The organism is Qipengyuania aestuarii (assembly GCF_019711535.1).
Lineage (GTDB): Bacteria > Pseudomonadota > Alphaproteobacteria > Sphingomonadales > Sphingomonadaceae > Qipengyuania > Qipengyuania aestuarii.
On record NZ_JAIGNP010000002.1, the window covers coordinates 570,646 to 596,362 of the forward strand.

A 25,717-nucleotide genomic window follows, 5' to 3' on the forward strand; every position below is an offset into this window, starting at 1 on the left:
CCCTCTTATTCAAAGCTGAAGCCAGGTTTGGCCGCTGCAGTCGTCGGATTAGCTTGCTTTTGATCAGTCACCGCAATCGCTCCGCTGTCTTGGGCGGAACCCCTGGAAATGGCCGGGGTAGCTTCCGTAGTGACCGCAGTTGCCGAAGGTCGTTTCGCCCCCGAAACACCGTCTGCTTCACGGAATTGCATCAGCCGCTGAAGCTCGGTGGGCTTCAGATACGCATCAGTGGGGAGGCTGATTTCGTTCTCGTTGACTGGCTTGACGAGGTAAGGCGTAACCACGATGACTAATTCGGTCTCGCCTTTTTGGTAAGTTGTTGAACGGAAAAGATTACCAAGGACCGGAATGTCGCCGAGTCCTGGCGCTTTTTCGATGGCGTTTTGAGAATTATTCGAAAGCAGCCCCGCGATAACGAAGCTTTGCCCCGAACCCAGTTCAACGGTCGTTTCTGCCCGGCGCGTGACCAGCGCAGGAATTTGGAAACCGCCAACTTGGATAGCGTTCTGATTGGAAATCTCCGAAACTTCCGGGCGCACACGCATCGAAATCCTGCCGTTGGCAAGAACCGTCGGAGTATAGGAAAGGCTTACCCCGTACGGCTTGAAAGTGATGCTCGTCGAACCAAGCCCGCCGCTTGACGGCACGGGAAATTCCCCACCAGCGAGAAATTCCGCGGTTTCCCCAGAGAGCGCAGTGAGGTTCGGTTCTGAAAGGGTTGTCACCAGGCCCTGGTTTTCAGCGAGGTCTAGCGCTGAGAGAACATCTAGACCTAGGATTTTGCCCGCGAAGCCCAGAGTGCTCCCTTGCCCAGTCGTGGGGACGCTCGTCCCGCCCTGCGTGACCTGATTGAAGCCAACGCCGAGTCCGGCGGGACCATCGGGCGTGAAGATGGGAACTCCGTTGGGAAACCCCTGGCCAATTCCGAACCTGAACCCACTTGTAGCGTCGACGGTCGCCAGGTTGACGCCAAGAGCCCGAACAACGCTGCGGCCGACTTCGGCGACCTTGACGCGGAGGTTGACCTGCAAGGGTGTTGCCATCCGCAACCGGCTGATGACATTGAATTCGTCACCTACATAGGCCTCGACCAAGGCTTGCGCGTCGGCGGCATCTTCCGGAGCCCCTACGGTTCCGGTAAGAAGGATCGTGTTCGTCCCCATCGTTGCCACGTTTACCTTCGCTTGAGGCATGGCGAGGTTCAGCATCTGATCAATGCTGGAGATGTTCGATCCCACACGCACATTTGCGGACCAGATAATCTGACCTGATGCGTTGCTCGCGTAGACGGTCGTTTCGCCGCCGGCTTTGCCGAAGAGGTAGAGCTGCCGCTGCGACTTGATCTGGACATCTGCCACGCCATCATCCGCGATGAAGACATCCGACATCGAGCCAGGAATGTTGATGAGCTCGCCGCGCCCGATCGAAAGGACGATGTCTTGGTTGGGACGGATTACGGACTGTGCCGTTGCCGTGGTCGCCGGAGCAGCGGCTAGCGGTGCAAGCGCGATGCTGGCAAACAGCAGTTTGGTGGTGAGACGACGTTTCATGGACTTGCCCCTAGAGTGACTTATTGTCAGCTTCGTTTTTAACGGATGGTGCTCATGGCGGACGGGACGGTCTGACCCGCATTGGCCACCCCGCCGCCGACTGCGCTTGCGAGGCCGCCGGATCCGATGCTGACGTTTTCGCTTCGCTTCCCGCGAGTTACGGTAACGGTGGGCCCGGTACGAACCGGAGCTCCGCCGCCGATCTCGCCACCACCAGATGGTGCGGAACGAATCGGTGCCGGCATTGAGCTGCGCTGGAAGCGCGATACGTCGCCACCGGTTACGAAAGTGCTTTTACCATCGTCAGGGCGGCTTGCGATTTCGCGAAGAAGCCGCTCTTCTTCTGCAGGTGACGTGCCCTCTGGAATAACAACGTCTCCAGAAGCGATGGCGCGCTCGAGTTCGCTGTGGCTGTCGGCGAGAGGCCGAAGTGCCAAGCTTAGCGAGCCCAGTGTCTGCGCTACAGCAACCTTTTCGGCAATCGTCGGGGTTACTTCCAGCGTTACGGTACGGTAAGATTTGACTCGGGTTTGGCCTTCCACAGTTTGCTGGCTGGTCGACTGATCGGTTGCGAGAACGCGTAGGTTGCGAAGGATCGTCTCCGATGCCTTGAGCGCAGCGCCCTCGCCAGACACGGATTGCGTGAGAACCATGTCGACACGATCACCCGGGAAGACAAACCCGGCCACGGCAGCTTTGACATCTACAGGAACGGTGATGGCGCGCATTCCAGGCGTGAGTGCAGCGGCAAGGAAACCGCGATCGCCAGGGCTGACAAGCGACCCCTGAGTGACCGGTTCGCCAGCAGTTACTGCGTGGCGTACCACAGTGCCAAGCAGCTGTTCTACATTGGCTTCACCGTCCAGGAAGTAGGCATCCTGCACAAGTTCCTTCGGCCAAAGCTGATAGCCGATGGCGTCCGCGGTTATGATCGTGCCGATGGGCAAAGCCCGCTGTGCGACGAGCACTTTGGGTCCTTGATTCTCAACCACCGCCGCGGCCTCCGCTTGCGGGGCGGCAGCGCCTGCAAAGATGCTGCGTGCAATAAGAGCGGTCCCGATCGCAACGATCAGTGCACTTACCAGCAGAACCAGTTTCTTCCTATCCATGGCTTGTCAGCCCTCTCAGTTAGCCCGGCAGATTCGATGCGGGCGGGTATGACTTTGTTCTTAAGTAGCGATTGGTTAAAATCGCGTTTCAGCCCGCAAGGACTGGCGCAATATCCGGTCCAAGCGCGGTGGCCACGACCCATAGGCCAGCGATGGAGATGGCCAGGCCATACGGTATGCGCGGCTGGTGTTTATGCCGGCGAATGATTTTGATCGAAGCGAGAGTGACCAGCGCAAGCAACGCGATTGGTGCCACCGCCATGGCGATCGTCACGCCAACATTGCTTTCGACCGATTCGCCAAGCGCGTGAGGTAAAGCGAACCGAGGTCCTCCGAGAATGGAGCTTGCGAAGACAGCTGCGATGAGTGTGCAGCCAATCAGGATCGCGGTATCTCTGAGGGGTTTCGCGCCGACAATATTAGAGCGGGATACGCCCCAAATGCCCATGACCAGCGTCAATACCCAGCCGACCATTGCCATGATCAGCACGAGCCCAACAAATTCCATGGGCGGAAACCAGAGCGCCAGTGCCGTCAGAAGCTTGAGATCGCCGCCGCCCATCTGGCCTATGGCAAAAAAGAGAGCGCAGATGGCAAAGGTGATTCCTGCCAGGCCCAATTGAAAGGCGATGCCGGGCCAAACCTCCAAGCCAGTTGCCAACCAGAACAGAGGCGCCCCCGCTGCGATAGCGACATTCAGCCTGTTGCTGATTATCCGACTTTTGAGGTCGGTGAATGCCGCTACTATCAGCGCCATTGCCAAGGCGCCGAGCAGCACATAGGTGAAAATCACATTGTCCATTGCACCGTCCCGAACTTCTATCGAGAGGTGTGTCTACAGATACATGCTTACTAAAAAGTAACCATGTGTATCGCGTCTAACGGAGGTTTCCCATTCCCGCCCCGCTGACTTCGCAAAGCGCTGCGCCTATCGAGCGCCGGACGATTCCAGTCCATGCCGTGGAGAGCAAGTGGTTCGCGGAAGATGGACACGAATTGCGCCGCATCGATTGGCCCGGGGTTGGCGCTGAGAAGCGCGGATCGATCCTGTTTCTTCCCGGCCGCGCCGACTTTTTCGAAAAATATCTCGAAAGCCTCGAAGAATGGCATCGGGCAGGGTGGGCGGTTACAGCAGCGGACTGGCGCGGTCAGGCGGGGTCCGGGCGTTTGGGAAATGACGACGTGACCGGACATGTGGAAGATTTTGGCGATTGGGTCGCCGATCTGTCCTATTTCTGGAGGGCCTGGAAAAGGTCTACGCCCGGTCCGCATGTGTTGATCGGTCATTCAATGGGTGGTCACATCGTGACCCGCGCGCTCGTCGAAAAAACAGTGGACCCGGACGCGGTTGTCCTGTCGGCTCCGATGCTCGAGATGGCCGGGCCTCCACTGCCTCTTGCAATACTTCATTCCGTTGCGCGCTTGATGAACCGTATTGGGTCGCCTCAGCGACAGGCTTGGAAATGGAGCGAGAAGCCCGGGGAAATGCCTTCACGCAGGCGCGACCTGCTCACACATGACGACGCGCGTTATGAAGATGAACTATACTGGCGCGAACACAGGCCGTCTCTGGTTATGGGGCCGGGAAGTTGGAGGTGGGTCGAACAGGCCTACGCGTCGATCCGCAAGCTGGAGACGCCGGGGGGCATGGAAAAGGTGAACGTTCCGGTCCTGATAATCTCCACTTCAAACGACAAACTGGTAAAGCATGAGGCTGCGGTGCGAGCTTCCACTCGCTTGCCGCATGGTGAATTGGTTGCGTTCGGCGACGAGGCGCGCCACGAAATCTTGCGTGAGATTCCCGCCGTGCGTCACCGGGCCATGCAAGCTATCTCCGAATTCCTCAATCGGGTGGTACCCCGACCGAAGTGAAAACTTATGATTTTGCCATCATCGGGGCCGGGATTGCCGGCGCGAGCCTTGCGGCCGAACTTGGGCAGCATGGAGCTCATGTCCTGCTGCTCGAAGCGGAGGATCAGCCTGGTTACCATGCGACTGGTCGATCCGCAGCTTTCTGGGACGAATGTTACGGCGGTCCGGAAATTGTCCCGCTGACGCTGGCCTCTGGCGCATATCTGCGGGACCACGGTTTTCTCACCAAGCGCGGTGCTCTCTACATTGGCAGGCAATCGGATGAGGAACGTCTCGCCAGCTTCATGGACCGGTTTTCGGATACAGGAGCGGGAATAGAGCGAGTGGGCGCCTCGATGTTACACGCGCACGTGGCTGGGCTGCGGACCGATTGGACAGGTGGTATTTGGGAGCCTGCATGCGCTGACATTGATGTGGCCGGTCTGCATGCTCATTTCCTGGCGCTTTGCCGAGCAGAGAAGGTAGATTTGGAATGCCGGGCGGCCTTAAAGACTGCAGATCGAATCAAAAATTCTTGGCGGCTGGATTGCGGCAAGGCCGGGATCTTTGCCGCTTCGGTTCTTGTTAACGCGGCGGGTGCGTGGGCGGATGATGTCGCGGTGAGGGTTGGTGCGAGCGCTATTGGAATTCAGCCTCTGCTCCGCACAGTGGTTCAGCTTCGCACCGATCCAGCGCCGGCACCTGATCAACCACTGGTGCTCGATATTTCGGGCAATTTCTACTTTAAACCTGAAGCCGGTCGGCTCTGGTTGAGCCCGCATGATGAAAAACCGAGTGAGCCATGCGACGCAGCACCGGAAGAGCTGGCAGTCGCGACGGCGATCCACCGATTGGAGCAGGTTGTAAATTGGAAGGTCGAAGCCGTTGAGAAGCGGTGGGCTGGCCTGCGCAGCTTCGCTCCCGATCGGCTGCCCATTTACGGGTTCGATCCTCGCGTGGAAGGCTTTGCGTGGTTCGCGGGGCAGGGCGGCTTCGGCATTCAGACATCACCCGCTGCCGCCAGATTGGTCGCGCAGCTATTACTTGGCGAACCACGTGACGAAATGACCCGATGCCTTGATGCATCACTTTATGATCCATCCCGATTTTATTAGCTGCGCTTGCGCCTGCCCATGGATTCCGCCGCGTCACTCGCCAGTTGATCGACCCGTTCGTTCTCAACATGGCCAGAGTGACCTTTCACCCATTGCCATTCGATTTGATGTTTGCTGCGAAGATCATCGAGCTGGCGCCATAGATCCTCGTTTACGACCGGTTTTTTCGCCGCGTTCTTCCAGCCTTTTTTCTTCCACCCGTGAATCCACTTTGTGATGCCATCGATCAGATAGGTGCTGTCTGTATGGAGGGTAATCTCACAAGGTTCTTTGAGCGCTTCCAATGCCCTGATCGCCGCGGTCATTTCCATCCGGTTATTGGTGGTCTGCGGGTCGGCGCCCGATAGTTCCTTTTCGTGTTCTCCCATCCGTAGCAAAGCACCCCAGCCACCCGGTCCTGGGTTTCCTTTGCAGGCGCCATCGGTAAAGATTTCGATCCGTTTCATTGCGCATGCCCTTAACGCGCGATCGACATCAGGCAAACGCGGTAGCACCTTTTTCGGCGTAGAAATCCCATCGGCGAAGAAAATCGATAGGATCTTTGCGGAGTACCTGGGCATCGGCTGGGGTGTCGAGCCAGTCTTCGGCCCTGCTGGCCACAAATCGCAAGCAGGCACCTTCCGCCAGAATGGGCAGCGCCTCTCGTTCCTCCGCTGTCAGCGGCCTTATCGCTTCGTAACCCTGAACGATCGACTTGCCGACAGCACTATCGAAGTTTGTACCATCGGCACCGAAGCACCAGGCGGCATGGGTGACGGCCAAATCGTAAGCCATCATATCGTATGCCGCGAAATAGAAGTCGATGATGCCTGAAACCGCACCGTCCAACATCAAGACATTGTCTGGAAACAGATCTGAATGGATAATCGAGCAGGGCAGCGATTGTGGCCACCGGGCGACGAGCCTATCCGCTCGCTCGGCAATATCAGCAAGACGGCCATCGATATCCGTGAGCTTCGCCGGATCGCTGTCTCGTAAGATTTCAGCCGTGTCCTTTGGTGCAAGATCGTTCGCCCGTCTTTCGCCAAAGCTTTGCCCGGCGAGATGCACTTTCGCCAGAGCCGAACCGACGGCTGCTGCCTGTGTTGGTGTCGGGCGAGTTGGTGAAACGCCGGGAAGAAACTCGATGAGGGCGACAGCCTTGCCGTCTATTTCGCGATGAGAAGCGCCATGCCGATCGTGAATAGTGGCAGGCACCGCGCAGCCCGATCGCGCGAGATGATCGAGGAGGCCGAGGAAAAAGGGCAACTGCGCAATGTCTATGCGCCGTTCATACATGGTGAGAATGTAGCGGCCCCGGGTGGTTTCGAGCAGCCAGTTTGAATTCGAAACACCCTCCGCGATGCCCTTGGCCGAAACGAGATCGCCGACATCATATTCCGCTATCAGGCCAGCGAAATCCTCTGCCCCAAGGTGAGTGTAGACAGCCACTTACTCGGTGAGTTGGCGGGGCAGCTTGAACACCATCGTTTCTTCCGCTGCAGTGACCGGTTCTTCTTCGACCAATCGCCATTCGGACAGACGGTCCACGACTTCGCGGACAAGCTTCTCGGGTGCGGAGGCCCCGGCTGTCAGGCCGACGGTTCCAACCCCTTCGAGCCATGCGGGTTGAATCTCGTCGGCGCGCTGTATGAGGCGAGCATTAGTACCCAATCGTTCAGCTACTTCGACCAGTCTTACGGAATTGGAAGAGTTCGGGGCACCTATGACGAGGACGAGATCGCAGGAGGGCGCGATGATCTTGACCGCAGCCTGCCGGTTGCTGGTCGCATAACAGATATCCTCTGCCTTCGGCGCGACGATCTGCGGGAAACGCGCTTCCAGCGCGTCGGTGATTTCGCGAGTGTCGTCGACGGACAGAGTGGTCTGCGTGAGGTAGGACAGATCGTCCTCGGTGGTGAACGGAAGTTCAGCAACATCATCCACAGTCTCGACCAGTGTGATGCGGCCTTCGGGGACCTGGCCCATGGTGCCGATGACTTCGGGATGACCGGCGTGGCCGATGAACAGGATGTGCTGGCCTTTCTCGATCTGACGTTCGGCCTGGCGGTGGACCTTGCTGACCAGCGGGCAGGTCGCGTCGACATAGAGGAGCTTGCGGCGATCCGCTTCGGCAGGCACCGATTTAGGCACCCCATGCGCGGAAAACACCACGGGCGCATCGTCAGGCACTTCGCTCAGCTCTTCGACGAAAATGGCGCCCTTGGCCTTGAGCGAGTCGACCACGTAGCGATTGTGGACGATCTCGTGACGGACGTAGACGGGCCTTCCGTATTTTTCGAGCGCGCGTTCCACTATCTCGATCGCCCTGTCGACGCCTGCGCAGAAACCGCGCGGCGCGGCGATCAGCAATTTCAGCGGCAGACGCGGATCTCCGGCCTGAGCAGCGCCGTTCGGGGATTGAAAGGGAGCGTTCATATGAGCCCCCCTAGCGCTTTGCATCGCGTCAAGCTAGGGGACGCGAGCCCCGCCGAGGGGTACGCATACGAACACTTGAGGAATGCCGCCGACATGATCACCCGTAATCGCCTCCTGACCGCTGTGGGACTTGGCCTTGCGCTGGCAGGTTGCAAAACCTCCGGTGAACTGGTGGTTGACGGTGGCGGCGCGGGGATCACCGCAGTCCGCACGACCTGTCCCGCAGTGGGCATTCCCGACTATACGGGCGACATCACGCTGTTCCGCAGCCCGACATCGCGCACACTTGCCGATCTCGATGTGACCGCCTCGATGACGGATCTCACCTCGACCTGCAACGAAACGGGTGACCGGGTTTACACCGAGGCGACTTTCAATGTCGTCGCACGGCGCAGCGATGTTACCGGTGCCCGCTCGGTCGAACTGCCCTATTTCTCCACCGTCCTTCGCGGCGGTAGCGCAGTGATCTCGAAGCGGCTGGGAACGGTGACGCTCACTTTTGCCGATGGCGAAGAGCGCGCGATGGCGAGCGGCAAGGCCGCGGCCTATGTTAACCGCGCGGATGCAACCTTGCCCGAGGACATTCGCGAGAAAATCACGCGCAAGCGTGAGGCGGGCGATCCCGATGCGGCGGTCGATCCGCTGGCCGATCCGGAAGTCAGGGCGGCGGTGCAGCGGGCGACTTTCGAAATGCTGGTCGGTTTCCAGCTCACCCAGGATCAGCTGCGTTACAACGCGACGCGGTGAGATCATCCAGGCGCCGGGCTGGCGCCTAGCATCTTGCCATTTCGCGCCATTCGTTTAGGCGCGCAGCTATGTCCGACATCCAGACTTTGCACGCCGGTTTCGCGGCGAGAATCGACGCTGTTCTCAACGCCCTCGAGATGGAAGGACATCTTCCTCCCGAAGCGAACCGATCGGGCGTCACGGTCGAACCTCCGCGCGATCCCTCGCATGGCGATCTCGCCACCAATGCCGCGATGGTCCTTGCCAAGCAGGCCAAGACCAATCCGCGCGCCCTGGCCGAGCTTATCGTCGAGCATCTGAACCGCGAGCCCGATATCACCGAGGCGAGCATCGCCGGCCCCGGTTTCATCAATCTGCGGCTGGCAGAAACCGCCTGGCTGCGCGAGCTGTCGGCAATCGCCACGCTGGGCGACGATTACGGCCGGTCGGGGATCGGGGGCGGCCAGGTCGTCAATATCGAATATGTTTCTGCCAACCCCACGGGCCCGATGCACATGGGGCATTGCCGCGGCGCCGTGGTGGGGGATGCGCTGGCCGGACTGCTGGAATTTTCCGGCCACAAGGTCACGCGCGAATATTACGTCAACGATGCCGGCGGCCAGGTCGATGTCCTCGCACGCTCCGCGCATCTGCGGTACCGCGAGGCGCTGGGAGAAGATATCGGCGCAATTCCCGAAGGCCTCTACCCCGGTGACTATCTGAAGCCGGTCGGCGAGCGGCTGGCCCAGGAATTCGGCGATAGGTTCAAGGACGCGCCCGAGAGCGAGTGGCTGGAGCTGTTCCGCGAACGATCGGTCGCCACCATGATGGACATGATCCGCGAGGATCTTTCGCTGCTCGGTATCCATCACGATCTGTTTTCTTCCGAAGCCAAGCTTCAGGCAGCGGGCAAGCCAGCCGAGGCCGAAGCCTGGCTGCGCGAACATGGCTTCGTCTACGACGGCGTGCTCGAAGCGCCCAAGGGCAAGGCTCCGCCGGAAGACTGGGAACCGGTCGAACTGCCGCTGTTCCGTTCGACCGAGTTCGGCGACGATCAGGACCGTCCGATCAAGAAATCGAATGGCGCATGGACCTATTTCGGCGCAGACCTCGCCTATCACTTCCAGAAGGCGGAAAGCGCCGATGCGCTGATCGATATCTGGGGGGCGGACCATGCGGGCACGGTCAAGCGGATAAAGGCCGCCGTCGCCGCGCTGACCAAGGGCGCCGGCCGCGATGTGCCTTTCGATGTGAAGCTGGTGCAGATGGTCAATCTCGTTCGCAATGGCGAGCCGGTGAAGATGTCCAAGCGCTCCGGTACCTTTGTGACGCTGGCCGATGTGGTGCAGGAAGTGGGTAAGGACGTGGTCCGCTTCACCATGCTCACCCGCAAGCCCGAAGCGCAGATGGAGTTCGACTTCGCCAAGGTGGTTGAGGCAAGCAAGGACAACCCTGTCTTCTATCTCCAGTATGCGCATGCGCGTATCCGCTCCACCTTGCGCAAGGCGGGTGTCGAGCCGAGCGATGCGCATCTCGACCGCCTCGGCGCGGACGAGCTTGCGCTGGTGCGCGAAGCTGCCCAATTCCCGCGCGTCGTCGAAGCGGCCGCCAAGGCCCGCGAACCGCATCGTATCGCCTTCTTCCTCGGCGATCTCGCCTCGGCCTTCCACAGCTTCTGGAATGCGGGTAATGATGATCCGGCGAAAAGGATCATTCAGGAGAACGATCCTGAACTTACCGCAGCGCGCCTGTTCGTGGCTGCACAGGTCGGACAGGTGATCCGCAACGGCCTCGGCATCCTGGGTGTCGAGGCAGTCGAGGAGATGTAGATCGATGGCAACCGGGCCATATGAGCGTGGAGAGGGTTGGGAAGATACCGATCTCGAACTGATCGACAGCGACGAGCGACTGCCGTGGCTCGAAGCGGAAGACGAGGATGAGCGCGGGACTGGTTTCGCCACCTCGCGCCTGATCATGGTTGGCGTATTTTCGCTTCTATTCGTCGCCGCCCTCGTCGGCGCGGCATGGTTCACCATGGGCGTAACCAGCGACGAGCCCCCTGCGGACGGCAGCGTGGTCGAAGCGCCTGCAGAGCCGTACAAGACACGACCGGAAAATCCCGGCGGCAAGGAATTTGCCGGTACCGGCGACACCAGCTTCGCCGTGGGCGAGGGAAAACGGCGCGAAAGCAAGCTGGCCGACAAGCCGGCCACTCCGGCACCCGTCGAGCCCGCACCAGCAGAAACCGCCGCACCCTCGCTCGCCACGACCATGAACGAGGGGCCACGCAGTCCGGAACCCGCCAAGGGGACCAGTGTGCAGGTAGGTGCTTATCCGAAGCGCGCCGATGCAGAAGAGGCTTGGGGCCGGCTCATCAGGCAGACAGAGGTCCTGAACGGCGTGCGGCACCGGGTGGCTGAAGCCCAGGTGGATATCGGCACCGTCTACCGGCTGCAGGCGCTGACCGGCAGCAATGCCGAAGCGCGTTCGCTGTGCAACCGGCTGCAGAACGACGGGCTGGCCTGCTTCGTCAAATAGCCGGTGGTCACGGCTTTTCCGTCTGATTTTCCACACCTGATGGCCGCGATTTGCTTGGCCTGACGCCAAAAAGATCGCAGTTTTATCGCCATGACACCCGCCATCTTCGGCATTGCCGGCCCAGAACTCTCCGCCGACGAGCGTGCCTTCTTCAAGGACGCCGATCCTGCCGGCTATATCCTGTTCGGCCGGAATTGCATCGACCGCCAGCAGATGCGGCGCCTGACCGACGATCTGAAGGCCATTCACGGGCGGGATCGGTTGATCGTATCGATCGACCAGGAAGGTGGGCGCGTTGCCCGCATGAAAGCGCCTGAATGGCCGAAATATCCGGCCGGGGAAGCCTTTTCGCGGCTGTTCGAGATCGCACCTGCCTCGGCCATAGAAGCCGCACGCGTGAATGCCGAAGCTATCGCGCGGGAACTGGCGCTGGTCGGCGTGACGGTCGATTTCCACGCCCCGTTCGATGTCCGGCGCCCTGAAACCGACGATGTGATCGGGGATCGCGCGCTCGGCAGCGAGCCGATGCAGGTGGCAGCGCTGGGCCGGGCCGTGCTGGATGGCATGGCCAGAGCCGGCGTTGTGGGGTGCCTCAAGCATATGCCGGGCCATGGCCGGGCGACGATGGACAGCCACAAGGAACTGCCCGTCGTGACCGCCAGCGACGCTGAGCTGGAAACGGATATCGCGCCGTTCCGCGAACTGGCTGGCCATCCGCTCGGCATGAGCGCGCATATCGTCTTCACCGCATGGGACGACAGCAATCCGGCGACATTGTCCGACACGGTGATCGCCGAGATAATCCGCGGCAGGATCGGCTTCGATGGCCTGCTGCTCACCGACGATATCGACATGCAGGCGCTTGAAGGCACCATACCCGATCGCGGTGCGGCGGCGCTGGCTGCTGGCTGCGACATCATTCTCAATTGCTGGGCCAATATGGATGACCAGCGCCAGATTGCCGAGCGATTCTCGGATATGGCGGAAAAGACGGCGCAAAGGCTCGACCGCGTGCACAGCGCGATGGGCGATCAGCCGGACGAAATCGAGACGGCGGATCTTATCGCCAAGCGCGACGCCCTGCTGGCATTGACGGAGCAGGCTGCGTGAACAGCGGCTTTCTCTTTGCGGAGACACCGCAGGAGAAAGATAACCAGCCGCCCGGCATGGCCGCCGAAGACGCGGGTGATAGCGACGCCCTCTATCTGGAACTGGAAGGCTGGGAAGGGCCGCTCGATCTACTGCTCGACCTCGCGCGGCGGCAGAAGGTGGATCTGCGAGAGATTTCGATCCTCGCGCTGGTCGAACAATATCTCGACTATATCGAACAGGCCGAAGCTCTCAAGCTGGAGCTTGCGGCAGACTATCTCGTGATGGCGGCGTGGCTCGCCTATCTCAAATCGGCCATGCTCCTGCCCAAGGACGAGCAGGAAGATCCCAGCCCCGAAGAACTGGCGCTGAAGCTGCAGCTGCGGTTGCAGCGGCTCGGCGCGATGCGCGAGGCCGCGGGCCGCCTGTTGGGGGGCAACCGGATCGGGCGCGATGTCTTCCTTCGCGGCGCTCCGGAGGGACTGGATATCGTTCGCAAGACCCGCTGGGAGTGTGACCAGTTCGCCCTGATCGAGGCCTATGGACGGGTCAAGGCGCGCACTGCGCCGGCAGTCCATATGGTGCGCGAACGGCCCGTGATGACGCTGGAATCCGCGCTTGACCGCGTCTCGAACATGCTCGGCGTGACGCTGGAATGGATGGAACTACGCGAATTTCTCCCGCCTCATGCGGAACCGCGGTTGCGCAAATCCGCGCTCGCATCGAGTTTCGTGGCAGCGCTCGAACTGGCGCGGCTGGGCCGTGCCGAAATCGCGCAGGACGAGACTTTCGGTCCCATGCGGCTGCGGCGGGTCCAGTGAACGCGCTCGAACGGTCCATCGAAGGCGCGCTGTTCGCGGCGGAAGATCCGATGAGCGTGGATGCGCTGGCAAGCTTCCTGGGCGATATCGACAAGAGCGAAGTGCGCGCGGCGCTGAAGGCTCTGGCGTCTTTATACGAGGGCCGCGGCATACACTTGGTAGAGCGCGCCAAACGCTGGCATTTCGAGACCGCGCCCGATCTGGCGCATCTCCTGCGCAAGGAGCGCGAACAGCTGCGCCGCCTGTCGCGCGCCGCCACCGAAGTGCTGGCGATCATCGCCTATCACGAGCCGGTCAGCCGCGCCGAGATCGAATCGATCCGCGGGGTGCAGACGAGCGGCGGCACGCTCGATGTGCTGATGGAGGCGGGCTGGGTGAAGATCGCCGGGCGGCGCGAGGTGCCGGGACGCCCGACGATCTATGCCACCACGCCCGAATTCCTCGATCACTTCGGGCTTTCCAGCCGCCGCGATCTGCCGGGAATAGCGGAATTGCGCGCGACCGGCCTGCTCGACCCGGTGGAGGAAGCCTATGAGGAGCTGACTGGCGACGAAAGCGGGCCGGTTGATGATGAAGACAATACTTCACGCGACGCCTGACTGGCATTCGCCTTCAAGCACGCCTATACTTGCGTTTAGACACATCCGTTTGGAAGGTATTCAAAATGTCGCTCGGCCCATGGCAACTCGTCATCATCGCCATCCTGATACTCGTGCTGTTCGGTCGGGGAAGAATTTCCGAAATGATGGGCGATTTCGGCAAAGGTATCAAAAGCTTCAAGCAGGGCATGAACGAAGAAGAGGCCAAGCCCGCCAAGCGCATCTCGCACGAGGCGAAGCCCGCGGATGAGGGGCTGACCGAAGATCAGGTTAAGCAGCCGTCCGAGACCAAGTGACCTTCAGCAAGAGCCGCTAAACAATGTTCGATGTCGGCGCGGCCGAACTGCTCGTTATCGTGGTGGTCGCAATTCTGGTGATAGGTCCCAAGGACATGCCCGCGGCCATGCGTACTGCAGGCCGCTGGATCGGGAAACTGCGCCGTATCTCCTCGCATTTCCGGTCCGGGATCGACGAGATGGTGCGTCAGGCCGAAATCGAGGACATGGAAGAAAAATGGTCTCAGCGTAACAAGGAGATCATGGCCAAGTACCCGACCGGCGGCGAACCCGAAGGCGGCGCGCCCGAATATATCCTGCCAGCGGGTGAGGGGATGGAACCCCTGCCTCCTCGCAGCGACCCCGCGGTTGGCGACACCACCGCAGAGGCGGCGGTCAACAAGGTGGGCCGGCCCGCATCTCCTCGCGCGGAGCCAGCCCGAAGCACTGACGAGCCAGGCCTGCCGTTCGACGAGGATGGCAAGGACCGCTGATGGCCTTTGAGCTGAGAGATATCGATGACACGCAGGCTCCGCTGCTCGATCATCTGATCGAATTGCGATCGCGGCTTGTGCGCTGCGTAGCGGCCCTCGTGGTCGCATTCAGCGTTTGCCTCTACTTTGCCGACGAGATCCTCGGTTTTCTCATCCAGCCGCTCAAACAAGCGTTTCCCGACGGCGAGGGGCAGTTGATCTTCACCAAGCTCTACGAAGTCTTCTTCGTCGAGTTGAAGGTAGCGCTGTTTGCCGGCTTCTGCCTTTCGTTTCCCTATATCGCCAACCAGCTCTGGGCATTCGTCGCACCCGGTCTGTATGCGAAGGAGAAGAAGGCCTTTCTTCCCTTTCTGGTGGCGACGCCGTTCCTGTTCATTGCCGGCGCATCGCTTGCCTATTTCGTTGTGATGCCGACCGCCTTCACCTGGTTCCTCGGATTCGAAGGAACGGCGGGCGGGCTCGAAATTCAGGCATTGCCAACGGCAAACGAATACCTCGGGCTGGTGATGCAGTTCATTCTGGCATTCGGCATGAGCTTTCTGCTGCCCGTGCTGCTGCTGCTTCTGCACCGCGCCGGGATCGTCACCCGCAGCCAGCTGGCGGGCGCGCGGCGCTACGTGATCGTCTTCGTGGTCACGCTCTCGGCCGTGATCACGCCGCCCGATCCCGGATCGCAATTGCTGCTGGCGGTGCCGCTCCTGATCTTGTTCGAAGGCTCGCTTCTCTTGATGCGTGTCTTCGATCGGCGCGATGCCAAGACCAAGGCGGAGGAAGAGGACCCGGCTGCTGCCGAAAGCGATCAGTCGGCGTCGTAAACCTTCTGGCCGCCGATCCATGTCTCGAACACTTGGGTTTGCCGTATTTCATCAGGCGACGCCATGAGCGGATCGGTATCCACCAGAACGAAGTCTGCGTGTTCGCCAGGCAACAACCGGCCGAACCGGCCTTCGGCAAATCCGGCATAGGCGGCGTCTGCGGTAAACGCGGCGAAGCTCTGCTCTCTGCTGACGCGCTCACTCGCTCTCCAGCCACCGAAAGGCTCGCCAGCAGCATTGGTGCGCGTGATCGCGGCAGCGAAGCCGGCGAAGGGATCGGCGGACTCTACCGGGGCATCGGACCCGAAGGCTAGCGTGCCGCCAAGACCGAGGATCGTGTTCCACGCATAGGCCCCGCCAAGCCGCTCTTCGCCAAGACGTGCTTCTGCCATGTACATATCGCTCGTCTGATGCACCGGCTGCATGCTGGCGATGATGCCGTGATTGGCGAATTTCGGCAGGTCAGCCGGATCGACGATCTGCGCATGTTCGATCCGCCAGCGCAAATCTTGCGGAAAACTTTCCGCGATTTCGGTGACGGCGTTCAGCGCTTCGGCATTGGCTGCATCCCCGATCGCGTGAACTGCCGGCTGAAACCCTCCCTGCGCTGCCCGCACGAGAATGTTGCGCAGCTGGGCAGGCCCCATCAGCGGCAGGCCGCGATTTCCGGGATCATCGGTATAATCCGCTTTCAACCACGCGCCGCGGCTACCAAGTGCCCCGTCAAGATAGAGCTTCACTCCGTTGAGGCGCAGCTTATCATCATAAAGCCAGGGCGAGGGGTTGGCGCCCGCGATAAGCAACGCCTGGTCCATACCCGCCGAGTAGCTCATGATCCGGAGCGTCAGCGAACCGTTATCGCCTGCGCGGCGGAAGGCCTGCCAGTCTTCGATGCTGGTGCCCATGTCGGCCACAGCGGTAATGCCCTGGCTATGAAACACTTTTTGCGCTTCGGCAAAGGCAAGGTCGCGCTCGTTCGGTCGCGGCGCGGGGATGGCCGAATTCATCAATTCCTCGGCCGCATCGACGAATACACCCGACGGCGTCTTGCCATCGGCAAGTTTTTCGATCCGGCCGCCACTCGGCGATTTCGTCGCGGCAGTGATGCCTGCGGCTTGCAGCGCTAGGCTATTGGCCCATCCGGCGTGGCCATCGACCCGCTGGAGATAGACCGGCCGATCACTTACTGCGCGGTCCAGTTCCACCGAAGTCGGGAAACGGCCCAGACCCCATTTTTCCTGATTCCATCCCCGTCCGAGGATCCAGGGGCGGGATTCGTTCTCGGCTGCGAAAACGCGGATTTTTTCCAGCGCCTCTTCCAGCGAATTGGTTTCCGACAGGTCGAGCGTCAGGGCGCCGAAACCAACCCCCATCACATGCACGTGAGCGTCGATCATGCCGGGGATCATTATCTTTCCCTGACCATCTTCGCGGTAATCGGTACGCGGACGCTCCTGACCTCGGGTCAGGACCTGTGCGATGCGCCCATCGTCGCCTATCACCAGCGCTTCGAAGCGCTTGACCTTGCCATCTTCGTCGAGAGTGACGCCGCTTACATTGTCGACCAGTACGTCGGCATGGAGAGGCATTGCAATCGCCGAAGCGAGAAGGGCGGTAGCGAATTTCAATTTCATGAGGCGATCCCAAGTCTGCATTTCGAACCGTGCGATAAGGCATAGCTTGGCGCGCGCAAACCCTTTCAGCAATTGCGCCGCCGCCACCCGCGCCCTAGGGGCCGAAACCATGATACAGGCATCACCAAAGCGCGCCGACCAGGACGCGCGCGAGCTTCTTACCTTAGCCGATGTGCGCCAGGCGGCGCAGCGCATCGATGGCTCGGTGGTCAAGACGCCGATGATGCGCTCCATTACCTTGTCCGACATTTCGGGCGCCGATGTCTGGCTCAAGTTCGAAAACCACCAGTTTACTGCCGCTTATAAGGAGCGGGGCGCGCTTAATGCGCTGGAGCAATTGTCGGACGAACAGCGCGCGAATGGTGTCATTGCGGCTTCGGCAGGAAATCATTCGCAGGGCCTGTCCTATCACGGGCGCCGGTTGGGCGTGCCGGTGACCATCGTGATGCCTTCCACAACTCCAAGCGTGAAGGTCATGCAGACCGAAAGCGTGGGCGGGAACGTTGTCCTGTTCGGCGAGACTTTCGATGAAGCGTACGAGCACGCCCGAACATTGGAAGTCGAACGCGGTCTGACCTTCGTGCATCCTTTCGATGATCCGAAGGTCGCGGCCGGTCAGGGAACGGTGGCTCTCGAAATGCTCGAGCAGAAGCTCGATTTCGATTATCTTGTCGTGCCCATCGGCGGCGGCGGGCTGATGAGTGGCATGGCCACCGTGGCCAAGGCGCTCAACCCGGATATTCACATGATCGGGGTGCAGGCAAAACTGTACCCATCCATGTATTCTGCGGTGACGGGCGACGTTCTGCCGTGTGGCGGCGATACGCTGGCTGAAGGCATCGCAGTGAAGGAGCCGGGGGCATTCACGCGGCAGATCATCTCCGAACTCGTGGACGAAGTTCTTCTGGTCGAAGAGGCGGATCTCGAACATGCCGTTTCCCTGCTTCTCCAGATCGAGAAAACCGTCGTCGAGGGGGCAGGGGCAGCGGGCCTTGCTGCGGTGTTGTCGAACCCGGCGAAATTCGCTGGCAAGAGCGTGGGGCTGGTTTTGTGCGGGGGCAATATCGACACCCGGCTGCTGGCCAACGTTCTGGTCCGCGATCTGGCGCGCTCCGGCAGGCTGGCGCGATTGCGGATTACTCTTCAGGATCGCCCCGGTGCGCTGTTCAAGGTGATGCGCGAGTTCAACGAGCACAACGTCAACATCATAGAAATCTACCACCAGCGCATCTTTACCACTCTGCCTGCCAAGGGCCTGATCACCGAGATCGAATGCGAAGCGCGCGACGCGCCGCAGATCGATCGTCTGATCAAGGCGCTGGAAGGCAAGGGCTACCATGTCGAGCTGGCCGAATTAGCGTAAAGTCGCATGACGATCAGGTAAATTTCCCGGCCTCTTCGCGCGACTCGTGCGGAGAGGCCAATTTTCATGGTTAAGAGTCTTTTAACCCGGGCCCGCGTCATGCATAACGGCATTGTTGGCGAATACAGCTTCGCAGCAATAAAGGACGCAGCCGTGACGGCACCCATTCGTTTTCCTCGGTTCTTCGTGACCAGCCCGGCGCCCTGTCCGTATCTGCCGGGCAGGAGCGAACGGAAGGTCTTTACCGAATTACGAGGCGAATCCGCGGATGAACTCAATGAAGCGTTGAGCCGCATCGGCTTCCGCCGCAGCCAGACGGTGGCGTACCGGCCATCGTGTCTCGATTGCCAGGCATGCGTGTCTGTGCGGGTCGTCGCCGAAGAGTTCAAGCCATCGTCGAGCCAGAAGCGGACGTTGAAAGCGAACGACGATCTTGTCGTGTCGGAATGCCGGCCTTGGGCGACCGAAGAGCAATACGCCTTGTTACGTAAATATCTCGCCGCACGTCACCCCGGTGGCGGCATGGCAGAGATGGACGAATCAGATTTTGCGGATATGGTGGAACATACGCCCGTATCCAGCTATGTCATTGAATATCGGGAAGCGGGAGTAGGTGCCGAGCCGGGTCGTCTGGTCGGTGCATGTCTCACAGACGTGCAGGGTGATGGGCTGTCGATGATCTACAGCTTTTACGACCCTGAAATTGAGGATCGATCTGGGCTTGGGAACTACATTATTCTCGACCACATCAGGCGTGCTGCCGACAGCGGACTGCCTTATGTATACCTCGGCTATTGGGTCGAAGGGTCGGATCGGATGCAATACAAAGTTCGATACCGCCCGCTCGAGCGTCTTACACGGCTCGGGTGGGAGCGGTTTCACGATGTCGAGCAAAAGCGCCTCATCCAGAATTCTGTCCAATCGGACGGTTCGCGCAATATCGATCCCATGCCGTCGAAGGACGGTGGCAGATTGCGGTACAAGGTCCGCGATTGACAGGTTTCGCAGTGGGCTGAAGCTCTGCGTGGCTGCGGCCGCCTTGCTGGGTTTCTCTGCGGCTGCGCATGCGCAGACGCTTGATGATCTGATCCCGGACAGCGCCGTCGAAAACCCTGATGCTTGGGCAGAGCAGGGGGCCGATCAGACGGTCGAATCCTCAGATGTCACTGCACCGGATCCCGACACGCCTATCGCCCAGCCGCCCGGTTTCGACCTGCCGTGGCCGGACGACATCGCGATCGAGGATTTCGAGCCGCTCGAACCAGAAGAGGATATCGAGTTCGCGGATCTCGATCTTGGGCAGGCCAATGTATCGTTCGAGGAGGCCGAAACCGAACGCATCGCCGACAATCTGGTGCTGGGCTTCCCTCAGACTGAACCGCCTTTTTCCGACCGCGGCGATTTCGTAGAGCGCTTCGAGGCTCTGTCGACGATCGAAGAGCTCGAAGATTCCGAGGCCAATCTTGCGCAGCTGGCGGCGCGTGCCCGCGAAGACGAAGAACTGCTTGGCGACCTGCTGAGGGTCTATGGCTATTACGATGGCCAGGTCATCCGCTCGATCGGCAATCTGCAGGTCGGCGATGAGGCGGCGGCGCAAACGCCGACGGTGCGTTTCGACATACTTCCGGGCGAGCGATACAAGATCGGAGCGGTCGATCTTGGCAGTCTACTTTCCGCTCCGGATGGCGCGGAGCTGCGAGATGCCTTCGAGATCTATCCGGGTGACTACCTCCAGAGCGACACGATCGTGCAGGAGCAGTTCGACCTGGATCGGGCGCTGGGCGAAACCGGTTATCCCTTCGCAGCCATCGACGCGCCCGAATTGCTGATCGACCATGAACGTGTCGAAGGCGATCTGACCTTGAACGTGACGCCCAATGGCAAATATGTCTTCGGCGGCGTCGTCAGCAGCCAGCCGGACTTCCTGTCGGGCAAGCATCTGGCCAAGATCGCCCGCTTCGAACCCGGCGATACCTATCAGCGCAGCCTTTCCCTCGACCTGCGCCGTGCGATTACGGCGACCGGCCTCGTTTCCTCGGTCTCCGTCACCCCGCGGGAAGTAACGCCGCCGACAGGAGTAGAGCCGGGTGTCGTGGCGATGGACGTAGAGCTGCAGCAGGCCAAGTTGCGTACGATTGCCGGCGCGATCGGCTATGGATCGGAAGAAGGTATTCGCATCCAGGCCAGCTGGGAACACCGCAATCTCTTCCCCCCCGAAGGATCGTTGCGCGTCCGCGGCATCGCGGGAACGCAAGAACAGCTGGCTGGCGTCACCTTCCGCAAGAACAATTTCGGTGGCCGCGACCGCGTGCTGACGCTGGATGCCTATGCCAATACGATCGACAGTCCGGCCTTCGATGCGCGCACCATAGCGCTAACGGGTGTGTTCGAGCGCAAATCGACGTTGCTGTTCCAGAAGAACTTCAGCTGGTCTGCCGGTCTGGAACTGATCGCCACGCAGGAAAGACCTCCGGTCGTCGATGGGATCCAGGAACCACGGCAGACTTATTTTGTGGCTGCGCTTCCCGGGACAGTCCTTTTCGACGAGACCGACGACCTTCTCGATCCGACCCGCGGCTTTCGTCTGGGTGGCAGGTTGTCGCCCGAAGCTTCCACCACCAATGGCGTCGAAAGCTTTTACGTGCGCAGCCAGGTCGACGGCAGCTACTACCAGTCGCTCGGTGATCGCCTGGTACTCGCCGGGCGCGCGACATTCGGCTCCATCCCCGGCGCAGACCTCCTTCAAATTGCGCCTTCGCGGCGGTTCTATGCCGGCGGCGGCGGCTCCGTGCGCGGTTATGGCTATCGCAAGATCGGGCCGGAGAACGATCTGGGCGAGCCGACCGGTGGCCGAAGCCTGGTGGAACTTGCGTTAGAAGCGCGCATCCGCACGGGTTTCCTCGATGGGGCCGTGTCTGTGGTGCCGTTCGTCGATGCAGGCTCGGTAGGACCCAACCCAACTCCTGATTTCGACGAGATCAAGATCGGGGCCGGACTGGGCGTTCGTTACCATACCGGCTTCGGACCGATCCGTCTGGATGTCGGCGTCCCATTGACGCCTGACGAGGACGACGCGCCAGTCGCCGTTTACGTATCGCTAGGGCAGGCATTCTGATGACCGAAGTGGCAATGGAAGATCAGCCTGCTCCCGAGCGCAAGCGTGGCCGTGGTCGAAAGATCGGAAAGTGGGCGATTATCCTCATCGCTACTCCGATTCTTCTTCTCGTCGCGGCGCTGGTCTTGCTCAACACGCCGCTGGGCGAGCGGTTTCTGGCAAGCCAGATCAGCAAGCAAACATTCCCGAACGGTCTGGTTGTCCGGGTCGGTCGGATCGAAGGTAACATCTATGGGGATGCCGTGCTTCACGATGTCACCCTGTCAGATCCGCAGGGCGTATTCCTGACCATTCCCCAAGCCGAGATCGACTGGAATCCGCGGGCCTGGCTGAACAACAGGCTCGACATCGATACCTTCGCCGCGCACCGGGCCACCTTGGCGCGCCTTCCCGAATTCATTCCGAGCGAAGAAGACGGTCCGATCCTGCCTGGCTTCGATATTTCAATCGACCAGCTCGAGATAGACAATCTGATGCTGGCACCCGGCATAGCGGGGAACACGGCGCAACGCGTAGATCTCAATGCCGAGGTGCAGATTGAAGATCGCCGACTGTTCGTCGATGGCAATGCGCGTCTTGGTGAGCGGGATTCGCTTGCTCTCCTCATTAATGCCGAGCCGGACGGCGACAATTTCGATCTGTCTGCGGATATCCAGGCGTTCGAGGACGGGCCCTTGGTGGCCATGCTGGGCCTTCCGCAAGGCTACAGCGCCAAGCTGCGCGGCGACGGAACCTGGTCGCGCTGGCAGGGGGCACTCCTCGTACGATCGCAAGAGAGCCGGATCGCCGCGCTTCGCGTCACAGCTAATGACGGCATTTTCGGGCTGATCGGCAAAGTGGACCCAAGCGACTTTGTGACAGGCACTGTCGCAAATGCCTTGGGCGATGACGTGGCGATAGAATCGCGCATCGCCATCGATGCACGCAAGTTCGATGGACGCACAAGGTTGATCGGTCGGGGATTGCGTTTTCGCGGCGAAGGCCTGATCGACTTGGCCGATAACGAAATTTCCGATTACGAAGTCGATGTCAGCCTGCGAGATCCAGGCCTGTTCGGCGAAAGCCTGCGTCTTCAAGATGCGCAGGCATCTGCCACGCTTAATGGTGCCTTCACCGATCTGAGCATCGTTCATGAGTTGACCGTCGGGCGCCTGATTTCAGGAACAACGAATATTGCCGGGCTGCGTCAGGAGGGAACGGCGCGCTATGACGGCAGCACTTGGACGCTCCCGTTATCGATCAATGTAGGGCGTGTCCAAACCGGCAACGAGCTGGTCGATCCACGTCTCGTGAACGGCAGTGGCAGAGGCCAGATCGTTCTTTCTGGCGATCAGCTGGTCGGAGACGATTTGCGGATTGCTTTCCAAGGACTTGCAGCGAACCTGGCTTTACGTGGGAACCTCAATTCCGGACGCTATCAAATCCGCGGCCCTGTGCGAGCCGATCGTCTGGCGTTGGACAATGTGGGAACCGCAGGCGGCACTGCGATGATCGACTTCGATCTCTTGCCTTTTGGTTGGAGAATTTCAGCCGATCTCGACGCTCGCATTTCACCGGTCTCCAATGACACGCTCGCCAATCTGGCCGGTCCGGCACTCCGGGTTCGCGGCGGGATCGCCACCGGAAGTGGCGCGGCGATCGACTTTCGGCAACTGCGCGTAAACTCGCAGAAACTGCGTCTGGCGATGAATGGTCGGATCGCCGGGTCGACGACGACATTGGCCGGAAGCGGAGAGCACTCCGATTACGGACCATTCACGGTACAGGGGCGGATCGAAAATGGCGCACCGACTGCAGAGCTGGTCTTCGCGCGTCCGGTCACCGGGCTCGAGGATGTTCGTCTGGCGATTGCACCTAACGCTGATGGATTTTCCATTGATACCGAAGGTGGTTCGGTGCTCGGCCCATTCACCGGTATGTTGGGACTTTATTCTCCGCAAGGTGGACCCACGCGCATCGATATCGAAAGTCTGACCGTATCCAATACCAATGTGTCGGGAGGACTTACTCTCGTGGATGGAGGTGCGCAGGGGTCCTTGGCACTGGCAGGCGGCGGCCTTGACGGCACGATCGCGCTGACGCCGCGTGACGGTGGTCAAGGAGTTGATCTGGATCTAGCGGCCCGCAATGCCAGCTTCGGCGGCAGCACCCCGCTTTCCATCGGTCGTGCGGACATCGCCGCAACCGGCGTAATTGGCGGTGGCTCTTACAATTTCTCCGGCACTGCCAATGCGCAGGGATTGCAATATGGCACTCTCTTCATCGGTAGAATGGCCGCTCAGGGAGAGGTCGTTGACGGCGTGGGCAGGTTGGATGCCGCCATCTCCGGCAGACGCGGAAACCGGTTTGCGCTCGACTTGAACGCTCAATTCCAGCCCAATCGAATAGCATTGGCAGCAGATGGACAGTTCGCAGGTCGCAAGATCACCATGCCACGCCGCGCCGTTCTCACCGCGCTCGATGGTGGTGGCTGGCAGCTGGCACCGACACAGGTGAACTATGCTGACGGCGGGGCCATCGCCTCAGGCACATTCGGCAACGACGAGACTTCGCTCGAAGTCAAGCTCGCACGCTTGCCCTTGTCACTCGTGGATGTCGTTGCCAGCGATCTTGGATTGGGTGGGACGATTTCCGGGATCGTGGACTATCGTGCGGTACGTGGAGGATTGCCGACCGGTACGGCGCGGGTGAAGCTGAACCAGCTTACCCGATCCGGATTGGTCCTCTCGTCCAAACCGGTCGACTTATCCCTTCTCGCGCGGCTTGAGGAAAGCAGTCTGGAAGCGCGCGCGGTCCTGGCGAACGAGGATATTCGGCAGGGACGTATCCAAGCCTATATCACCGGACTGCCCAGCACGGGCGATCTGACCCAGCGCCTTCGCGCAGGGCGGCTCGATGCCCAGCTGCGTTATCAGGGCGCTGCGGAAAGCCTATGGCGACTGGCCGCGATCGACGCGTTCGATCTGACCGGGCCGGCCGCAATCGCTGCCAACGCCACGGGCACCTTGGCCAACCCGCGTGTCCGCGGAACGGTGCGAAGCGATGATCTGCGGGTCCGCAGTTCTCTTTCCGGGACGGATATCCGCAATGTGACCGTGCGTGGGACATTTGCCGGGTCCCGTCTCAACCTCACGCGCTTTGCAGGATCGACAGGAAACGGCGGAACGGTAACGGGTAGCGGCATCGTTGATCTTGAAGGATTGGGCGAGCGGGTGGAAGGGCGCTTTACCGAAGTGCGTGGGCCGACGCTCGACCTGCGTGCTTCGGCGAAGGATGCAAACCTTCTTAGAGCGAATGGCCTGTCCGCGACTGTGACAGGGCCCCTGCGGATCGTTTCAAACGGACTTGGCGGCACTATCGCCGGACGTGTGCGGATCAACCGCGCCAGTTGGCGCTTGGCGAGTGCAGCGGAGGACATGCGGCTTCCGGTGATCGCGACGCGTGAGATCAATGCACCGTCGGATCGTGCCCCTGTCGTCGCGCCGGGACGGCCCTGGCGCTATCTCATCAACGCAGTCGGCAACAGCCGCATCGATGTCGACGGGATGGGACTGGACAGCGAATGGGGCGCCGACATCATTCTGCGTGGGACGACAGACGATCCGCGCATCGGTGGTTCTGCGCAGGTTGTTCGCGGCGATTATACTTTCGCCGGAACGCGGTTCGAACTTACTCGCGGGGAAATCGATTTCGACGAGAACGCGCCGATCGACCCTTCGCTGGATATCCGTGCAGAGACCGAACGCGATGGTGTCGACGTGGTGGTCAGCGTGTCCGGGACCGTATCGCAGACCGAAATCGCGTTCACCTCCGATCCGGCACTGCCCGAGGAGGAAATCCTTGCGCGGCTCCTGTTTGGCGGCTCCATCACCACCTTGTCCGCAACGGATGCGTTGCAACTGGGGGCCGCTGTCGCAAGCCTGCGTGGCGGCGGCGGGCTCGATCCTATCAATCAGCTCCGGAGCGCAATTGGTCTCGACCGGTTGCGCATCGTTTCGGCCGATCCAGCACTGGGCCGCGAAACCGGTGTCGCCTTGGGCAAGAACATCGGCCGCCGCTTCTATGTGGAAATCATCACCGACGGACGGGGATATAGTGCGACCGAGGTCGAATTCCGCATCACCAGCTGGCTATCGTTGCTGGCAAGCGTATCGACCATCGGCCGCGAGAGTGTGGTCGCGGAAATCAGCCGCGACTACTGATCG

The 25,717-nt window shown here is 60.6% G+C and carries 22 protein-coding genes; 15 read left to right on the plus strand and 7 right to left on the minus strand.

Annotated elements, in window-relative coordinates:
- Positions 1-5 precede the first annotated feature (5 nt).
- From K3175_RS07890 to K3175_RS07900, 3 genes are all read right to left on the minus strand, one after another.
- The gene (locus K3175_RS07890) at positions 6-1,550 is read right to left on the minus strand and encodes a type II and III secretion system protein family protein (RefSeq protein WP_221542812.1); all 1,545 of its coding nucleotides are present in this window, start codon (positions 1,548-1,550) and stop codon (positions 6-8) included.
- Positions 1,551-1,588: 38 nt separating this feature from the next.
- Positions 1,589-2,659: a Flp pilus assembly protein CpaB gene (cpaB, locus tag K3175_RS07895; RefSeq protein ID WP_221542813.1), complete on the minus strand. Its 1,071-nt coding sequence runs from the start codon at positions 2,657-2,659 to the stop codon at positions 1,589-1,591.
- Positions 2,660-2,747: 88 nt separating this feature from the next.
- Positions 2,748-3,461 (minus strand): A24 family peptidase, encoded by a 714-nt coding sequence (locus K3175_RS07900; RefSeq protein ID WP_221542814.1) that lies wholly within the window; start codon positions 3,459-3,461, stop codon positions 2,748-2,750.
- A 158-nt stretch (positions 3,462-3,619) separates the two neighbouring features.
- Between K3175_RS07900 and K3175_RS07905 the strand changes: the two genes are divergently transcribed.
- Together K3175_RS07905 and K3175_RS07910 are read left to right on the plus strand one after the other, a co-directional pair.
- The gene (locus K3175_RS07905) at positions 3,620-4,531 is read left to right on the plus strand and encodes an alpha/beta fold hydrolase (RefSeq protein ID WP_345719338.1); all 912 of its coding nucleotides are present in this window, start codon (positions 3,620-3,622) and stop codon (positions 4,529-4,531) included.
- The gene (locus K3175_RS07910; protein WP_221542815.1) at positions 4,528-5,625 is read left to right on the plus strand and encodes an NAD(P)/FAD-dependent oxidoreductase; all 1,098 of its coding nucleotides are present in this window, start codon (positions 4,528-4,530) and stop codon (positions 5,623-5,625) included. Before K3175_RS07905 ends, K3175_RS07910 begins: the two co-directional genes overlap by 4 nt.
- On the opposite strand, the gene rnhA is transcribed toward K3175_RS07910, so the two are convergent.
- From rnhA to ispH, 3 genes are read right to left on the minus strand one after another with little or no spacing between them, the layout of a single operon-like run.
- Entirely contained in the window at positions 5,622-6,071 is a 450-nt protein-coding gene (gene rnhA / locus K3175_RS07915; RefSeq protein ID WP_221542816.1) for a ribonuclease HI, read from the minus strand. The two genes, K3175_RS07910 and rnhA, sit on opposite strands and share 4 nt — an antisense overlap.
- Before the next feature lie 28 nt (positions 6,072-6,099).
- Positions 6,100-7,056 carry a homoserine kinase gene (gene thrB, locus K3175_RS07920; RefSeq protein WP_221542817.1) on the minus strand — a complete coding sequence of 319 codons (957 nt, stop codon included), beginning with the start codon at positions 7,054-7,056 and terminating at the stop codon, positions 6,100-6,102.
- Positions 7,057-8,043 carry a 4-hydroxy-3-methylbut-2-enyl diphosphate reductase gene (gene ispH / locus K3175_RS07925; RefSeq protein ID WP_221542818.1) on the minus strand — a complete coding sequence of 329 codons (987 nt, stop codon included), beginning with the start codon at positions 8,041-8,043 and terminating at the stop codon, positions 7,057-7,059. It lies immediately after the preceding gene.
- A gap of 93 nt (positions 8,044-8,136) precedes the next feature.
- On the opposite strand from ispH, the gene K3175_RS07930 reads away from it, so the two are divergent.
- The 9 genes from K3175_RS07930 to tatC all read left to right on the plus strand — a co-directional run bounded on the left by K3175_RS07930 (position 8,137) and on the right by tatC (position 15,400).
- Positions 8,137-8,790 (plus strand): hypothetical protein, encoded by a 654-nt coding sequence (locus tag K3175_RS07930; RefSeq protein WP_221542819.1) that lies wholly within the window; start codon positions 8,137-8,139, stop codon positions 8,788-8,790.
- A 68-nt stretch (positions 8,791-8,858) separates the two neighbouring features.
- Positions 8,859-10,598 carry an arginine--tRNA ligase gene (argS, locus tag K3175_RS07935; protein WP_221542820.1) on the plus strand — a complete coding sequence of 580 codons (1,740 nt, stop codon included), beginning with the start codon at positions 8,859-8,861 and terminating at the stop codon, positions 10,596-10,598.
- A gap of 4 nt (positions 10,599-10,602) precedes the next feature.
- Positions 10,603-11,307, plus strand: a complete 705-nt coding sequence (locus K3175_RS07940) for an SPOR domain-containing protein (RefSeq protein ID WP_221542821.1) — start codon at positions 10,603-10,605, stop codon at positions 11,305-11,307.
- 90 nt (positions 11,308-11,397) lie between these two features.
- The gene (nagZ, locus tag K3175_RS07945) at positions 11,398-12,417 is read left to right on the plus strand and encodes a beta-N-acetylhexosaminidase (protein ID WP_221542822.1); all 1,020 of its coding nucleotides are present in this window, start codon (positions 11,398-11,400) and stop codon (positions 12,415-12,417) included.
- A gap of 56 nt (positions 12,418-12,473) precedes the next feature.
- The gene (locus K3175_RS07950) at positions 12,474-13,217 is read left to right on the plus strand and encodes a segregation and condensation protein A (protein WP_221543178.1); all 744 of its coding nucleotides are present in this window, start codon (positions 12,474-12,476) and stop codon (positions 13,215-13,217) included.
- Entirely contained in the window at positions 13,214-13,816 is a 603-nt protein-coding gene (gene scpB / locus K3175_RS07955; RefSeq protein ID WP_221542823.1) for an SMC-Scp complex subunit ScpB, read from the plus strand. Before K3175_RS07950 ends, scpB begins: the two co-directional genes overlap by 4 nt.
- A gap of 65 nt (positions 13,817-13,881) precedes the next feature.
- Positions 13,882-14,112 (plus strand): twin-arginine translocase TatA/TatE family subunit, encoded by a 231-nt coding sequence (gene tatA, locus K3175_RS07960; protein WP_221542824.1) that lies wholly within the window; start codon positions 13,882-13,884, stop codon positions 14,110-14,112.
- Positions 14,113-14,135: 23 nt separating this feature from the next.
- Positions 14,136-14,585, plus strand: a complete 450-nt coding sequence (gene tatB, locus K3175_RS07965; protein WP_221542825.1) for a Sec-independent protein translocase protein TatB — start codon at positions 14,136-14,138, stop codon at positions 14,583-14,585.
- Complete coding sequence (gene tatC / locus K3175_RS07970; RefSeq protein WP_221542826.1) at positions 14,585-15,400, plus strand: twin-arginine translocase subunit TatC; 816 nt, start codon at positions 14,585-14,587, stop codon at positions 15,398-15,400. The genes tatB and tatC overlap by 1 nt, the downstream gene beginning before the upstream one ends.
- Here the strand turns inward: tatC and K3175_RS07975 are convergent.
- Complete coding sequence (locus K3175_RS07975; RefSeq protein ID WP_221542827.1) at positions 15,385-17,034, minus strand: amidohydrolase; 1,650 nt, start codon at positions 17,032-17,034, stop codon at positions 15,385-15,387. The two genes, tatC and K3175_RS07975, sit on opposite strands and share 16 nt — an antisense overlap.
- Before the next feature lie 109 nt (positions 17,035-17,143).
- Between K3175_RS07975 and K3175_RS07980 the strand changes: the two genes are divergently transcribed.
- The 4 genes from K3175_RS07980 (at position 17,144) to K3175_RS07995 (ending at position 25,714) form a co-directional block, all read left to right on the plus strand.
- Positions 17,144-18,397 carry a threonine ammonia-lyase gene (locus tag K3175_RS07980; protein WP_221542828.1) on the plus strand — a complete coding sequence of 418 codons (1,254 nt, stop codon included), beginning with the start codon at positions 17,144-17,146 and terminating at the stop codon, positions 18,395-18,397.
- A 153-nt stretch (positions 18,398-18,550) separates the two neighbouring features.
- Positions 18,551-19,393: an arginyltransferase gene (locus K3175_RS07985; protein WP_221542829.1), complete on the plus strand. Its 843-nt coding sequence runs from the start codon at positions 18,551-18,553 to the stop codon at positions 19,391-19,393.
- Between the two features lie 28 nt (positions 19,394-19,421).
- Positions 19,422-21,512 (plus strand): autotransporter assembly complex protein TamA, encoded by a 2,091-nt coding sequence (locus tag K3175_RS07990; RefSeq protein WP_345719339.1) that lies wholly within the window; start codon positions 19,422-19,424, stop codon positions 21,510-21,512.
- The gene (locus tag K3175_RS07995; RefSeq protein WP_221542831.1) at positions 21,512-25,714 is read left to right on the plus strand and encodes a translocation/assembly module TamB domain-containing protein; all 4,203 of its coding nucleotides are present in this window, start codon (positions 21,512-21,514) and stop codon (positions 25,712-25,714) included. The genes K3175_RS07990 and K3175_RS07995 overlap by 1 nt, the downstream gene beginning before the upstream one ends.
- The last annotated feature ends 3 nt before the right edge of the window (positions 25,715-25,717 follow it).